8 protein-coding genes are annotated in these 14,839 nt (G+C 73.4%); 3 read left to right on the top strand and 5 right to left on the bottom strand.

Features of this window, described 5'->3' with window-relative positions:
- Positions 1-277 precede the first annotated feature (277 nt).
- The gene (locus tag AC3ETA_RS29200; RefSeq protein ID WP_432195883.1) at positions 278-826 is read right to left on the bottom strand and encodes a MarR family winged helix-turn-helix transcriptional regulator; all 549 of its coding nucleotides are present in this window, start codon (positions 824-826) and stop codon (positions 278-280) included.
- 146 nt (positions 827-972) lie between these two features.
- Between AC3ETA_RS29200 and AC3ETA_RS29205 the strand changes: the two genes are divergently transcribed.
- Positions 973-2,244, top strand: a complete 1,272-nt coding sequence (locus tag AC3ETA_RS29205; protein WP_432195968.1) for an MFS transporter — start codon at positions 973-975, stop codon at positions 2,242-2,244.
- A 47-nt stretch (positions 2,245-2,291) separates the two neighbouring features.
- On the opposite strand, the gene AC3ETA_RS29210 is transcribed toward AC3ETA_RS29205, so the two are convergent.
- Together AC3ETA_RS29210 and AC3ETA_RS29215 are read right to left on the bottom strand one after the other, a co-directional pair.
- Positions 2,292-3,968: an ATP-binding SpoIIE family protein phosphatase gene (locus tag AC3ETA_RS29210; protein ID WP_432195884.1), complete on the bottom strand. Its 1,677-nt coding sequence runs from the start codon at positions 3,966-3,968 to the stop codon at positions 2,292-2,294.
- A 226-nt stretch (positions 3,969-4,194) separates the two neighbouring features.
- A complete protein-coding gene (locus AC3ETA_RS29215; RefSeq protein ID WP_432195885.1) occupies positions 4,195-5,574 on the bottom strand; it encodes an NAD(P)/FAD-dependent oxidoreductase in 1,380 nt (459 codons plus the stop codon).
- Positions 5,575-5,958: 384 nt separating this feature from the next.
- On the opposite strand from AC3ETA_RS29215, the gene AC3ETA_RS29220 reads away from it, so the two are divergent.
- Both AC3ETA_RS29220 and AC3ETA_RS29225 read left to right on the top strand, forming a co-directional pair.
- The gene (locus tag AC3ETA_RS29220) at positions 5,959-6,738 is read left to right on the top strand and encodes a TetR/AcrR family transcriptional regulator (protein WP_432195886.1); all 780 of its coding nucleotides are present in this window, start codon (positions 5,959-5,961) and stop codon (positions 6,736-6,738) included.
- Positions 6,739-7,059: 321 nt separating this feature from the next.
- Positions 7,060-9,012, top strand: a complete 1,953-nt coding sequence (locus tag AC3ETA_RS29225) for a sigma-70 family RNA polymerase sigma factor (RefSeq protein ID WP_432195887.1) — start codon at positions 7,060-7,062, stop codon at positions 9,010-9,012.
- A gap of 44 nt (positions 9,013-9,056) precedes the next feature.
- Here AC3ETA_RS29225 and AC3ETA_RS29230 read toward each other — a convergent pair whose 3' ends face one another.
- Entirely contained in the window at positions 9,057-12,389 is a 3,333-nt protein-coding gene (locus tag AC3ETA_RS29230; RefSeq protein WP_432195888.1) for an AfsR/SARP family transcriptional regulator, read from the bottom strand.
- Between the two features lie 54 nt (positions 12,390-12,443).
- Entirely contained in the window at positions 12,444-14,537 is a 2,094-nt protein-coding gene (locus AC3ETA_RS29235; protein ID WP_432195889.1) for an asparagine synthase-related protein, read from the bottom strand.
- Between the last annotated feature and the right edge of the window lie 302 nt (positions 14,538-14,839).

The raw sequence follows: 14,839 nt of genomic DNA on the forward strand, positions 1-14,839 counted from the left end.
ATCCGGGCTGTTGGGCCCTTCCGACGTTTCAAACCTTAGCGGATCCTCTCGGCGATTCCTAATCGGGTCACCGGGTCCCAATTCGAATTGAATTCGGGCATGCCGAAATCGACCCGGTTGGGAGATCGTGCTGGTGGTTTGGTTGCCGCTCTCGCGGCGGGAGTTGCTGTCGAAGAACCGTTACGGCTCGGCGGCAACCCGAAGAACTCTACGGATCAGGCAAGGGGCTGTCAACTGCCCCCTGTCAAGATCTTTTGTGGCGGTGCCGCGCCCCACGTCAGTCCAGGTCGCTGAGGCGTCCGCCGGCGTCCGGCTGGGCGTGCTCCACCCTGCGGAGCAAGCGGGTCAGGACGTCGCCGAGCGTGGTGCGCTCCTGCGGAGAGAGGTCCTGGAGGAGGTCCTCCTCGAAGACCGACGCCAGCCGCATGGCCTCCAGCCACTTCTCACGGCCGCCCGCGGTGAGCTCCACGATGACGCGGACGCGGTTGGACTCGTCGCGCTCCCGGGTGACCAGCCCCTCGGCGACCAGACGGTCGATGCGGTGGGTCATCGCGGCCGGCGTGAGGCCGAGCCGCTTGGCGAGGTCGCTCGGGCCCATCCGGTACGGGGCGCCGGAGAGGACGAGGGCCTTGAGGACCTCCCACTCGGCGTTGCTGATGCCTAGGGCGGAGGTCTGACGGCCGTAAGCGACGTTCATGCGGCGGTTCAGGCGGGACAGCGCCGAGACGATCTGCTCGACCTGGGGGTCGAGGTCCTGGAACTCGCGCTGGTAGGCGGCGATCTGCTCTTCGAGCGTCGGTTCGCCGATGTCGGGGGTGTCGCCCATGGGCCGAGTATGGCACGGGCCTGCTTGGCGTTGAAGTCCTTCGAGGTGTAGTGTTTAGGTTCTAACTTTAGCTTCGAAGTCTTCAGACCTACATCGATGGGTCCTCATTGAGAGAGGTGAACGTGACCAGGGCGATGGGCGCAGCGATGCGCCGGATTCACGTGGGCAACGCACTCAGCGCGTTCGGGCTCGGCTTCACCGTCCCCTACCTGTACGTCTATGTGGCGCAGGTACGGGGGCTCGGTGCCATGACGGCGGGGATGGTTCTCGCCGTCTTCGCCGTGGCCGCGCTGGTCGTGCTGCCGTTCGCCGGGCGGGCCATCGTCCGGCGTGGCCCGCTGCCGGTCCTGCTCGCCGCTCTGGTCACCGCCGCGCTCGGTTCGCTGAGCCTGGGTCTCGCCGGGACGGCGGCGGCCGTACTGCTGTCGGCGGCCGCGCTCGGGGCGGGGCAGGCCGTGATGCAGCCGGCGCTCGCGACGATGATCGTGGACTGCTCCTCGGCGGAGACCCGGTCGCGGGCGTTCGCGACGCAGTTCTTTCTCCAGAACCTGGGGCTCGGCGTCGGCGGCCTCATCGGTGGCCACCTCGTCGACACGACGAGCGTCTCGTCCTTCACTCTGCTGTTCGCGATCGAGGCGGCGATGTTTCTGCTGCTCGTCGTGGTGATGGTGACGGTGCGGATGCCGCACGCGCCGCGGGTCGACGGGGCGCCGGCCGGGCAGTCGGCCAAGGGCAGCTGGAAGCAGCTGCTCCAGAACCGGGCGATGGTGCAGCTGTGCGTGCTGGGCTTCGTGCTGTTCTTCGCCTGCTACGGCCAGTTCGAGTCGGGGCTGAGCGCGTACGGCGTCGAGGCGGCCGGGGTGTCGACGTCGGTGCTGGGGACCGCACTCGCGGCCAACACCGCGATGATCGTGGTGGCGCAGTTCGCCGTGCTGAAGTTCGTCGAGCGGCGCAGGCGGTCGCGGGTGATCGCGGCCGTGGGTCTGATCTGGGCCGTGGCCTGGGTCGCGGCGGGGTACGCCGGGCTCGGGCACGGGAGCCAGGAGATGGCCACGGCGGCCTTCATCTCCACGTACGCGCTGTTCGGGCTGGGTGAGGCGATGCTGTCGCCGACCGTCGCTCCGCTGGTCGCGGACCTGGCGCCGAGCGGGATGGCCGGGCAGTACAACTCGGCTTTCGCCCTGGTGAAGCAGTTGGCGCTGGCGGTGGGTCCGGCGGTGGGCGGGCCCATGGGGGCGGCGCTGCACGGGCCGTACGTCGTGACGTTCCTGCTGTTCTCGCTGGGGATCACCTATCTGGCGCTGCGGCTCGGGCGTCAGCTCAGCGCGGTGCAGGATCAGCCGTGGCTGGGGAAGAGCCGGGTCGTGGCGCAGGGGGCCGCCGCCCCGGCGGCGGGGCCGTCGCGGGCGCACGCCTGATCTTCCCCAGGGCCGCCGGCGGCTCCCCCTTGGGCAACCCCCGGCCGCTAGCGGCTCCCCTTGGGGAGGACGAACTCGCACCAGACCGCTTTGCCGCCCCCGGGTGTGCGTCTGGAGCCCCAGGCCGAGGCGATCGTGGCGACGATCGCGATGCCTCGGCCCGATTCGTCGACCGGTTCGGCTCGGCGGCGGCGCGGGAGGTGGTCGTCGCCGTCGGTGACCTCGATGGTCAGGCGGCGGTCCGTGCGGCGCAGGCGCAGCCGCATGGGCGGGGTGCCGTGCTGGAGGGAGTTCGCGACCAGTTCGCTGGTCGCGAGGACGCCCAGATCGTGCAGGTCCGTGGGGAAGCGCCAGCTCGTCAGGACGCCGGAGGCGAAGGCACGCGCGCGTGGGGCGGCCTCGACCCCGCCGAGGAGTTCCAGGGCGGCGTTGCGGAAGAGGTCGCTGTCGGGGCCGGTGCGGGCCGGGTGCTGCAGGACGAGGACGGCGACGTCGTCGTCGTGGTCGGCGGTGACGCCCGCCGAGCGGACCAGGCGGTCGCAGACGACCTGAGGAGTGCCCGTCGCGCCGGCGAGGGCGCGCTCCAGGGACGCGATTCCCTCGTCCAGGTCTTCGTCCCGGCGTTCGACCAGGCCGTCGGTGTAGAGGACGGCGGTGGAGCCGGGGCTCAGGGCGATGGACCCGGACGCGTGCATCCAGCCGCCGGTGCCGAGTGGCGGGCCGGTGGGTTCGTCGGCGCGCCGGACGTCGCCGTTCTCGTCGCGGACGAGGATCGGGAGGTGGCCGGCGGAGGCGTAGACCAGGCGGCCCTCGTTCGGGTCGTGGACGGCGTAGACGCAGGTGGCGATCTGGTTGGCGTCGATCTCCGTCGCCAGGCCGTCCAGCAGTTGCAGTACCTCGTGCGGCGGGAGGTCCAGGCGGGCGTAGGCGCGGACCGCTGTGCGGAGCTGGCCCATGACCGCGGCGGCCCTCACGCCCCTGCCCATGACGTCGCCGATCACGAGGGCGGTGCGGCCGCCGCCGAGGGTGATCACGTCGTACCAGTCGCCGCCGACCGCGGCCTCGGTGCCGCCGGGGTGGTAGGTGGCGGCGATGCGCAGGTCGTCCGGCTCTTCGAGCTCCTGGGGGAGGAGGGAGCGCTGGAGGGTCACGGCCGTTTCGCGCTGGCGGCGTTCGCTGGCGCGCAGGCGCTCGGCGGCCTCCGCGTGATCGGTGACGTCGGTGGCGAAGACGAGCACCCCGCTGACGGCGGTGGCAGCACTGCAGTCGCCCTCGCTGACCGGGGTGCAGGTGAAGGTGTAGGAGCGGCCGTCGGGGGCCTTGCGGGACTTGAGGGTGCGGGGCTTGCCGCTGCGCAGGACCTGGTCCAGGAGGGGCAGCAGGCCCAGTTCGGTCAGTTCGGGCAGGGCCTCGCGGGCGGGTTCGCCGGAGGGCCGTGCGCCGAAGGCCGTCGTGTAGGCGTCGTTGACGTAGGCGAGGCGGTGGTCGGTGCCGTGGACCAGGGCGACCAGGGCCGGGACGCGGTCGAGGACCTCACGGACCGGCAGCTCGTCCACTGCGGGGATCGGCTCGCCTTCGTCGGTGAGTTGTTCGACGCGGGCCGCGGGGACGGGGCTCGGGCTCTCTGCTCGGCGGTCCGGGGTGGCCGCCGCCGCGTTCTCGGTCCGCGCTGCGGCGCGGCGCTGCGTTCCGGGGAGCCGGGCGCTCCAGCGCGTGAAGTTCACGAATCCTTGCCTCGTGTCGTCGTCTTCGGCCGGCTCCGGACCCGGCCGGGGGTCTGCGGGGCGGCGGCACCCCGGGGTTGCGGCACTGTGGGGAGAGCCTCGTGGTGCGAAGGGCGGGCGGGTGCCCGTCCTGGGTCGGGGTCGGTTCGGGATCAGTCTGGCAGTGCGGTCGACCTGGCCGACACCCGTCAGACGCCTGCCCTGTCGATGGAGTTCCTGGGTCCGGTCAGGACGACCCCTTCGTGTCGTCTCCCGGGTTGTGTGGATGCTTTCCACCGGCCGCGAGTTCGAACTCCGCTCGGGGATGTTCGAGCGAACCGAGGGAGACGATCTCCCTCTTGAACAGACCCGACAGTGTCCATTCGGCCAGGACGCGGGCCTTGCGGTTGAAGGTCGGCACCCTGCTGAGGTGGTAGACGCGGTGCATGAACCAGGCAGGGTAGCCCTTCAGCCTGCGGCCGTAGACCTGGGCGACGCCCTTGTGGAAGCCGAGGGAGGCGACGGAGCCCGCGTACTTGTGCGCGTACGTCTCCAGGGGCTCGCCGCGCAGGGTGTGGGCGATGTTGTCGCCGAGGGTCTTCGCCTGGCGCACGGCGTGCTGGGCGTTGGGGGCGCAGTCCGTGCCGGGCTCGCCGGCCGTGACGTCGGGGACGGCGGCGGCGTCTCCCGCGGCCCACGCGTGCGTGGTGCCGTCGACGGTCAGCTCGGGGGTGCATTTCAGCCTGCCGCGCGCATTGAGTGGCAGGTCGCTCGCGGCGAGGATCGGGTGCGGTTTGACGCCGGCCGTCCACACGACCGTGCGGGTGGGGAAGCGGGCCCCGTCGCTGAGGACGGCGACACGGTCGGCGCAGGACTCCAGGCGGGTGTGCAGGCGTACGTCGATGTTGCGGCGGCGCAGTTCGGTGACGGTGTAGCGGCCCATGTCCTCGCCGACCTCGGGCAGGATGCGGTCGGAGGCCTCGACCAGGATCCACTTCATGTCCTCGGGGCGGACGTTGTGGTAGTAGCGCGCGGCGTAGCGGGCCATGTCCTCCAGCTCGCCGAGTGCCTCCACGCCCGCGTAGCCGCCGCCGACGAAGACGAAGGTGAGAGCCGCGTCGCGGATCTCGGGGTCGCGGGTGGAGGAGGCGATGTCCATCTGCTCGATGACGTGGTTGCGCAGGCCGATGGCCTCTTCGACGGTCTTGAAGCCGATGGCGTGCTCGGCGAGGCCGGGGATGGGCAGGGTGCGCGAGACGGAGCCGGGGGCGAGGACGAGTTCGTCGTACGACAGCTGTTCGGAGCCCGTGCCCTCCTCCTCGGTGGCCAGGGTGGTGAGGGTGGCGGTGCGCTTGGCGTGGTCGAGGGCGGTGGCCTCGCCGATGATGATCCGGCACGCGGGCAGGACGCGGCGCAGCGGTACGACCACATGGCGGGGCGAGATCGAGCCGGCCGCCGCTTCGGGCAGGAACGGCTGATACGTCATGTACGGGTCGGGGGTGACGACGGTGATCTCTGCTTCACCTCGCCCGAGTTCCGGTTTCAGCCTCCGCTGGAGACGCAGGGCCGTGTACATCCCGACGTAGCCGCCGCCGACAACGAGAATGCGCGCACGTTCCTTCACCATCCCATGACGCACCCGACGCTTGCGTTTGTCCACAGCCTCGACAATTTGTGTGACCGGCGGCCGGGGCGGCCGCGATTTGGCCGAATTGCCGGAGTGCGAAGAATCTCCGCAGGTCAAGAGGTGTGCGCCGGGGGATCACAGGTGGCGCAAAGGGGACGTAAGCGGCCCGTACTCCGATCGAGGGGCGCTCCGTGCGGAACCTGCCCCTTCTGAATTGACCCTCGCTCAACTATGTTCGTGTGTCGACGGGGTGTAGGGGGATGCGCTCTTCGGGTCCACGCGTCACACGAAACGGACTCGTGGTCCGGGCATGTTCCGCGACGCTCCGGCTTTTGCAGTGACGGGGAGTCTCCGGGGGGAGACGTCATTACCGGGGGATCGCTTATGCATGTTCAGGATTCTCGATGGTCTTCCGCGTCCGCCATCACCCACGGCGGCGGAGCGGTGGGCGGCACGTTGAGCGCGGCCGCGAGCAACGGACGCGGGGACGGCCCGCGTTCGTCGCCGCTGCGCGTGGACGCACAGCGCAATCTGGAGCACGTACTGCGTGCGGCGCGTGAGGTCTTCGGCGAGCTGGGATACGGCGCGCCGATGGAGGACGTGGCGCGGCGCGCGAGGGTCGGCGTCGGGACGGTGTACCGGCGCTTCCCGAGCAAGGACGTCCTGGTGCGGCGGATAGCCGAGGAGGAGACGTCCCGGCTGACCGACCAGGCGCGTGCCGCGCTCGGTCAGGAGGACGAGCCGTGGTCGGCGCTGTCGCGCTTCCTGCGCACGTCGGTGGCCTCGGGCGCGGGCCGGCTGCTGCCGCCGCAGGTGCTGCGGGTCGGCGTCGCCGAGGACGGCACGGGGCTCGACGAGGCGCGGGTGCCGCAGCAGCGGATGCAGCCGGGCGCCGGTGAGCTGCGGTTGGTGCCCGAGCAGCCGGCGGTCTCGGCCGACCCGGCGGACGACGCGGGTGCGGCGGCTCTGCTCGACGTGGTGGGCCAGCTCGTGGAGCGGGCGCGCGCGGCGGGTGAGCTGCGGGCCGACGTCTCGGTGTCGGACGTACTGCTGGTGATCGCCACGGCGGCGCCCTCGCTGCCGGACGCGGCGCAGCAGGCTGCGGCCTCGGCGCGGTTGCTGGACATCCTGCTGGAGGGTCTGCGGTCGCGGCCACAGGCGTGAGCCGGGCCGATGCGGCGACCGTGACGTCCACGGGGTGCCGGATCGGCAGGAGGTGACCGCGAGGCGAGGTACCGTACCGCCCTCGCCTCGCGCACCTCATGGAACCTGCCGGGCATGTCGCGTGGGTCCCGACTCCGGCCTCAACTCCGGCCCTCTGACGGCTGCTTGACCCTTCCCCGCCGGGGCGGGGGCCAGTACTGGGTTGCGGGAATTCCCCACGGACGGGTGGATGTCCGTACGAGTGGGTCCTGACCAAAAGCCGATGTGGCACCCTGACCCGGTGTCCGGGACTGGTGGAGCTGGCGGCGGGGGCTTTCCGCGATGAGCGTTGACGGGTGGGACGAGTCACGCGGTGACGGGGAGTCCTCGATTCCCCAGGTGCCGAGCCAGGGCGGACCCGCCGACGTGCCACCCGGCGGCGTCCCGGCCCAGCGCGACCGACGCCAGGACGGCGCACTGCCACCGCCGCTCGAGCTGCCGCCGTCGGACGTCGACCTGATCGGCCGGATGCGCTCCGGTGACGACAGCGCCTACGAGGAGCTGTACCGGCGCCACGCGGAGGCGGTCCGCCGGTACGCCCGCACCTGCTGCCGTGACGCCCACACCGCCGACGACCTCACCGCCGAGGTCTTCGCCCGTATGCTCCAGGCGGTACGCGGCGGTTCCGGACCCGAGCACGCCGTACGCGCCTACCTGCTGACCTCGATCCGGCGGGCCGCCGCGGACTGGACGAGGTCGGCGCGGCGCGAGCAGCTCGTCGACGACTTCGCGGTGTTCGCCGCGCAGTCCTCGGCGGTGGCCGTGGCGTCCGCCGAGGACACCCTGGACCTCGGCGCGGACGTACGCGCGATGCACGAGGCCGAGCAGTCCATGGCCATGCAGGCCTTCCGGTCGCTGCCGGAGCGCTGGCAGGCCGTGCTGTGGCACACCGAGGTCGAGGACGAGTCGCCGAGCGAGGTCGCCACGCTCTTCGGGCTCGACGCCAACGGCACGCGCGTGCTCGCCAGCCGGGCCCGCGAGGGCCTCAAGCAGGCCTACCTCCAAGCCCACGTCAGCGCCAGCCTCGCCGGCGACGAGGAGTGTGCCCGCTACGCCGACCGGCTCGGCGCCTACGCCCGCGGCAGCCTGCGCACCCGCGCCGAGCGGGGTCTGCGCAAGCACCTGGAGGAGTGCGCCAAGTGCCGGCTGGCCGCCGGTCAGATCAAGGAAGTCGCCAGCGGTATCCCGGCCGTCGTGCCGGTCGCGGTCATCGGCTGGTTCGGTGTCGCCGGGTACGCCAAGGCGGCCGGGCTCATCGCGGGCGGCGCCGGGGCGGGTGCGGCCGGTGCCGCGGGGGCGGCCGCCGCGGCGAGCGGTGGTTCGTCGAGCGGTGCGGGTGCGGGTGCAGCCGGCGGGGCCGGGGCCGCAAGCGGGAGCTCGTCCGGCGGGGCCGGGGGTGGTGCGGCGGCCTCCGAAGGGCTGGGCGCGCCGCTCAAGGCCGGGATCGCCGCCGGTGTGGTCGCCGTGGGTGTCGCGGCGGCGATCGTGCTCGCGTTGGCCGGCAACGACACGCCGGCCCGGCACAACGACGCCAAGCAGCCTCCCGTCCCCTCCCCCGTCGTCGAGGAGACGCCGACCCCGAAGCCGCCGAGGCGGGAGCCCACTCCGAAGCCCCCGCCGGTCGCTCCGGCCGCGGAGCCCGAGAGGGCCCCGACCCGCGCACCGACACCGACCCCCGACCCGACGCGCTCGCCCGGTCCGGCGCCCACGCCGAAGCCGACTCCCACCTCCACGCCGACACCGACCCCGACGCCGACACCCACGCCGACACCCACGCCCACCCCGACGCCACCGCCGGCCCCGGCCGACTACCGGTGGAGCGAGCTGTCGTACGACCTCACCGGTGACGGCACCGAGCCCGAGATGCGGCTGTACGGGAGCAGCTGGGTGTGGCAGCGCGCCGGCGTGTCGATCGGCGGCAAGCAGTACGCGCACGGCGTCACGGTGCACGGCCGGTCCTCCGTCACCATCGACCTCAACCGGCAGTGCGCTGCGTACCAGGCACTGGTCGGCGTCGACGACATGAACCTCGGCCTCGGCGGGTTCTCCTTCTCGGTGTACGCCGACGGCATGCGCCTGTGGCGGTCACCGGTCGTCAAGGCCGGGGACGCGGCGGTGCCCGTACAGGTGAACCTCACCGGGCGCGAGACCGTCCGGCTGGTCGTCGAGCCCCGCGGTACCGTCGACAATCTGCTGCTCGCGGACTGGGCCGAGTCGAAGTTCAGCTGCCGGTAGGGGCGTTGGAGCGGCTGGGGCCTTCGGCAGGGTCCAGGGCGGGGCTACGGCTTCCGCTCGGCGGGCGGCTGGAGATCGCGTACGGCCTCGGCGAGCTCGCCCAGGACCTGGTCGTGGGTGAAGGCGCCGCCCCGGTCGTACTCGGCCGTGAACCGCTCCGCGCCCAGGGCCATCCGGGCGTCGGCCTCCGCCCGCTCCGCGGGCTCGCTCTCCGGCATCGGGCGCGGTTGGTCGCCGCGCCAGTGGTCCGAGGCGGCGAGCAGACGGACCGCGCGGGCGGGGTCGCCGAGCCGGGTCAGCAGTTCCGCCGCCGTGTCCGCGAGGGTCGCCGTGATCACGTCGGCGCAGCGGTTCTCCACGGCCAGGCGCAGGGTGTCGGCCACGCGCGGCAGCCCCTGCTCGGGGCCCGACTCCATCGTCGTCGTCAGGGCGTCGACGATGTTCAGCAGCACGAGGAACTGCGGCGGCAGCGTGGCGCTCGCGGTCTGCGCGCGGGCCGCCTCGCACAGCTCACGCGCGCGTGCGGCGTCCTTGTCGTCCAAGGCCAGCCGGGCCCGCATCAGCAGGACGAACGCCCGGGAGTCCGCCACGCGGTACCGGTCGGCCGCCGCCCCTGCCTCGTCCAGCGCCGCCAGGGCGGCCTCACGGTCACCCGCGCGGTAGGCGATCTCGGCGAGCCGGGCGATGAGGAACGGCGTCTCGGCGTACGCGCCCACCTCATGGGCGAGGCGCAGCGCCTCCTCGAACTCGGCCTCGGCCTCCTCGTAGTGGCCGCGTGACATGGCCGTCTCGCCGGCCGCGCTGGACACCTGGGCCCGCATCCAGCGGTCGCCGGCCCGGCGGCTGAGGGTCCGCAGCTCCGCGAGGTCGTCGTCGACGGTCGCCAGGCCGCCCGGTGCGTCGACGAGCATGTGGGTGCGGAACATCAGGATGCAGCCGACCTCCCAGTCGCCGCCGAACTCCCGGCAGTTGGCCAGCACGGCGTCCATGACCTGGCCGGTGTTCACGGTGCCGCCCAGGATGTACTGGGTCAGCGGCCAGACCATGCCCGGCATGCGGGCCGATTCGGGGCCGCTGCGTGCGAAGTGGGCCTGGACCCGCTCGATGTACGGCCACCAGCGCTCGTCCTGCCAGTGCTCCACCGGTTCGAACTCGATGGAGAGGAACAGGTGTTGCAGGCGGAGGTTCATCCGGTGCGTGTGCCGTGGGTGGCGGGCCTGCCCCTCCGGGTCCGCGAGGAAGGCGTCCAGATCGGATGCGGGACGGGCACCGGGGGCCGCGGTCTTGGCGTCCAGGGCGGCGCACAGGCGCAGGATCCGCTCGGCCCAGGCCGCGCCCTCCACTCGGTAGTTGCGCAGCCACCAGAACCAGCACATGGCCAGCGAGACGGCGGTGGCGTCCGGTTCGTCGCCCGCTGTCAGGGCGCGGTCGAGGGCCGCGCGGATGTTGTCCAGCTCGGTCTCCAGGCGGGCGATCCACGGGAGCTGGTCGGCGGAGCGCAGCAGCGGGTCGGCCTCCTCCACGAGGGCGCGCACCCACGCGCGATGCCGGCGCTCGGCCGCCAGTCGCAGTTCGGGGAGCTCGGCGGCGCGCTCCACGGCGTACTCGTGGATGGTCTCCAGCATGCGGTAGCGCATGCCGTAGGAGCCGTCCCGCTCCGGCGGGGTGGCAACGATCAGGGACTTGTCGACCAGGGCGCCGAGGACGTCCGCGACCGGTCCGGTGCACACGGCCTCGGCCGCCGTGAGGTCCCAGCCGCCCGCGAAGACGGACATCTCGCGCAGGGCCGTGCGCTCGTGCTCGTCCAGCAGGTCCCAGGACCAGTCGACCACGGCGCGCAGGGTCTGCTGGCGGGGCAGGACCGTACGGCTTCCGGAGGTGAGGAGGCGGAAGCGGTCGTCGAGGCGGTCGGCGATCTGCCGGGGTGTGAGCAGCCGCAGCCGGGCCGCCGCCAGCTCGATGGCGAGCGGCAGGCCGTCGAGGCGGCGGCAGATCTCCGCGACGGCCTCCTGCTCGCGGCCGGCACGCAGCGCGGTGGCGGCATCGGGGCGGACGGCTGCCGCGCGGTCCGTGAAGAGGCGGTGCGCGGGGGCGGGGAGCAGGGGTTCGACCGGGCGGACCGACTCGCCGGGGACGCCCAGGGGTTCACGGCTGGTGGCGAGGATCGTGAGGCACGGGCAGTGGGTGAGGAGGGTCTCGGCGAGGGTGGCTGCGGCGCCGATGACATGTTCGCAGTTGTCAAGGATCAGGAGTTGGCTGCGGGCTGCGCAGTACTCGATCAGCAGGGCGAGCGGGTCGTCCTGCTGGGCCGTCGGCTCGTGGGTCAGGAGTACGGTCTCGCGCAGACCGAGTGCGTTGACCACCGCGCCGGGCACCGCCTCCGGGTGGTCGAGCGGGGCGAGCTCGACGAGCCATGCCTGGGGGACGCCGGTGGCGGCCTCCTCGGCGAGACGGGTCTTGCCAGAGCCGCCCGGTCCGGTGAGCGTGACCAGTCGGGCCCTGTGCAATTCGGAACGGATGGCGTCGAGTTCGAGTTCCCGGCCCACGAAAGAGGTAAGGCGTGGACGGAGGTTGCCGGTCCGTTCGGGGTGGGCCCGGTAAGGGGTGGGTGGGTCGGAGGTTCTCGCAGGGGGCGCCCCGGGGGACGTGTCGGCGGACTCCGGCGACAGGAGTTCGGCGTGCAGGGCCCGGAGCTGGGGGCCGGGGTCGGTGCCGAGGCCGTCGGCCAGGGCTCGGCGGGCCGCTTCGTACGCGGCGAGGGCGTCGGCCGGTCGGGACGTGTCGCGCAGGGCGCGGATCAGGAGGGCGTGCAGGGGCTCGTCGTACGGGTGCGTCGCGGTCAGTTCCCGCAGTTCGGGTACGGCGCTTCGGGCGCGGCCCCGGCGCAGGTCCGCCTCCATGCGGGTGCGGGTCGCCTCCAGGCGCAGGGCCTCCGGGCGGGTGGCGGCGGCGGTGCGGTCGGGGAGGTCGGCGAGGGCCGGGCCGCGCCACAGGGCCAGGGCCGTGGTGAGGGTGTGGGCGGCGGTGGACGGGTCGTCCTGGGCGAGGGCGGCCGTGCCCTCGTGCACGAGGCGTTCGAAGACGAAGAGGTCCACGTCGTCCTTCGTCGCGGTGAGGCGGTAGCCGCCGGGGGCCGAGGTGATGGCGCTCTTGCCCAGGGTGCGGCGGAGGCGGGCGACGAGGGCCTGGAGGGCGGCGGGGGCGTCGTGCGGCGGGGCGCCGGCCCAGACGTCGTCGATCAGGGTGTCGGGGCTGGTGAGGTGGCCCGGGCGCAGGGCCAGGGCGGTGAGCAGGGCACGCAGGCGCGGGCCGCCGACGGGTATGACGGTGCCCTGGTCGTCCTCTGCCTGGGTGACGCCCAGGATTCTGTACCGCACCGGGTCATTGTCGCGGGGGCGGCCGGGCGGGGCGAGGCGCCCCACCGCGCTCCCCTACCCGCGCCGGCCCCCGGCCCCCGCCCCCAACGCTCCCCGCTGCGGCCTGATCCCCGCCGGTACGGCGCGCTGCCGGGCCGGGGTGCCGGTCCAGCAGGTGCCTCGGCGGGCCAGCAGGCGGTGGAGCCAGAGTTCGAGGGAGACGAGGTCGGCGAGGCCGTCCAGGGGGAGGGGTTCGCCCTCGGCCGCCGCGCGGAGGGCCTTGCGGACGACTCGGGCCTCGACCAGGCCCGCCTGGGCGAGGAGAGGGGTGCCGAAGAGGTTCATCAGGGAGTCGGTGGCCACCCTCAGGCCGGCGCGGGCCGCCACCGCCGCCGAGGCGTGGGAGGGGACGCCCCAGCCGGGCGGGAGGTCGGCGACGCCGGCGCCCTCCAGGACCGTACGCAGAATCGCCGCGCGGGCGCCGGGCTGCACGCGCAGGGCCTCCGGCATGGCGCGGCAGGCGCGGACGACCTGGTTGTCGAGGAACGGTGTGTGCAGGCGCTGGGAGCGGATCTCGGCGGCCTGTTCGAGGACCCGGATGTCGGAGGCGTACCGGGCGAGGGCCGCACGCGCGCGGTGGTCGCCGGGGCGTTGGCCCGGACCCACTCCGTTGCGGCTCGTCGACGCTTGCAGGCGAACCGATACCTCAGCCAGCGCCTCACCGGTCAGCCAGCGCGCCGCCGGGCCCGGTCTGGCCCAGGTGAGCGCGGCGAGCGAGGCCCCGACGGCTCCTCCTGGTTCGTCGAAGCGGCGTTCCATCAGTCGGTCGGCGAGGGACTCCAGTCCCGTCCGGTACGGGGTCCGGGCCAGCTTCCGTGCCGCGCCGTACACGCGCGCGGGGACCAGCACCGAGCCGTCGGCCTTCGCCAGGGCCGCGACCGGGCGGACCAGGTGACGCCGCTTGCGGTCCATCAGGAGGTCCGCGAGCCGGGCCGGGTGGGCGTCCAGGACCTGGCGGGCGCCGTAGCCGGTGAAGTGGTCGGCGCTGCCGGACGCGAGGCGGGCGCGGTGCCGGGCCGCCGTCACCAGGCTCGGGCCGGGCTCGTCGGTCAGCGGGCCGTCGAGATCGGCGTACGGCAGTGTCTCCTCGCCGCCCGCCACCACCACGTGGTGCAGGCGCGGGTTGGCGGCGAGGGCGCCCGCCCGTTCCAGTTCCGCCTCGCGGCCGCCGACCGTGAGGTCGTTGAAGGTGACCGCCAGGAGGCGTTCGCCGGCGCCCGTGCCGTGGCCCAGCACCGTGCCCGGCATGCCCGGCAGGCCGGCGGCCAGCAGCGCCAGGGTGCCCGACGCGGGCCCGCCGGACAGGTCGGCGCCGATGCCCGGCACCGGCATCCCGCGCGCGGCCCGCCGCTCGGCCGGCCCCATCCCCGGCACCGGGCCGGGGTCGATGTCGGGGACGTGGCGGGGTGCGGACAGACGCGCGCGTACCGCCTCCACCAGGGCGTCGCGGACGTCGTCCACCGCACTGTCCGGGTCGGCCGGCGGTGCCGCGACCGCGAGCGAGGCGACCGGTTCGTACCCGGCGACCTCGCGTGCTCCGGCGCGCAGGATCAGCGCATGCCCCGGCGGGATGCGCCGTACGCCGTCGTACGGGGTGGAGTCGTGCAGGGCGGCCGGTACGTCGGGGGCGGCGAGCAGGGCGGCGAGGTGTCCGAAGTCGAGGTTGGCCTCGATGAGGTCGGCGAGGGGGAGCGCGGCGGTCGCGTACGCCGTACCGCCCGCCCAGGGGGTGTAGAACACCGGCCGGGCGCCCGCCAGGTCGCCGCACACCATGAGCCTGCGGCCGACCTGGACGACGGCGGTGTAGCTGCCCGACCAGGCCGTCAGGTGGCGAAGTGCCCCTCCGCGCGCGGCGAACAGGCCCAGGCGCAGTTGTTCGTCGCTCGCGCCGCAGGTGCCGAGTACGGCGATCCGGTTCTGCGGGTCGGCCTTCACCACGCGCACCTCGTCGGGGCGCCAGTCGCCGACCGCCCACAGCGGATCGGGGTCGCCCCACAGGAGTTGGGACCCCACCGGGTGCACGGTCTCGCCGTCGCCTCCGGTCGCCCCGGCGGAACCGATTCCGGCGGCCACCGCGGCGGTGCTGCTCCATCCCACCAACCACCGCATGGACGCCTCCACAGGCTGTGGACAACCAGTGCACCGTACGAACCGGTTCACCATGCTGCCATGAAGGACGCGCGCCGGAGCGGCGGCGGAGCAGGTCGGGATCGGGCGATCAGGCCTGGGCAGGCGCCCGCGCGGCGGGCGTCAGGCGCTCTGAACACCCGGACGGGGCAAGGCGATCCACGCGCGCGAGAGCACACGGTCCATGTGTGCGGAGCGACGGGATCGAGCAATTCCGCGGCGCGAATGCGCCCCCGGTACGCTCCCCAAAAACTTCCTTCGCGCCCTCAACTGCCATGGTAGGA

The organism is Streptomyces sp. bgisy027 (genome assembly GCF_057710365.1).

Bases quoted from the DNA above. Each gene is read 5' to 3' on its own strand.
- AC3ETA_RS29200 (WP_432195883.1), bottom strand. From the start codon at position 826: ATGGGCGACACCCCCGACATCGGCGAACCGACGCTCGAAGAGCAGATC.
- AC3ETA_RS29220 (WP_432195886.1), top strand. From the start codon at position 5,959: ATGCATGTTCAGGATTCTCGATGGTCTTCCGCGTCCGCCATCACCCAC.
- AC3ETA_RS29235 (WP_432195889.1), bottom strand. From the start codon at position 14,537: ATGCGGTGGTTGGTGGGATGGAGCAGCACCGCCGCGGTGGCCGCCGGA.
- AC3ETA_RS29215 (WP_432195885.1), bottom strand. From the start codon at position 5,574: ATGGTGAAGGAACGTGCGCGCATTCTCGTTGTCGGCGGCGGCTACGTC.
- AC3ETA_RS29205 (WP_432195968.1), top strand. From the start codon at position 973: ATGCGCCGGATTCACGTGGGCAACGCACTCAGCGCGTTCGGGCTCGGC.
- AC3ETA_RS29225 (WP_432195887.1), top strand. From the start codon at position 7,060: ATGAGCGTTGACGGGTGGGACGAGTCACGCGGTGACGGGGAGTCCTCG.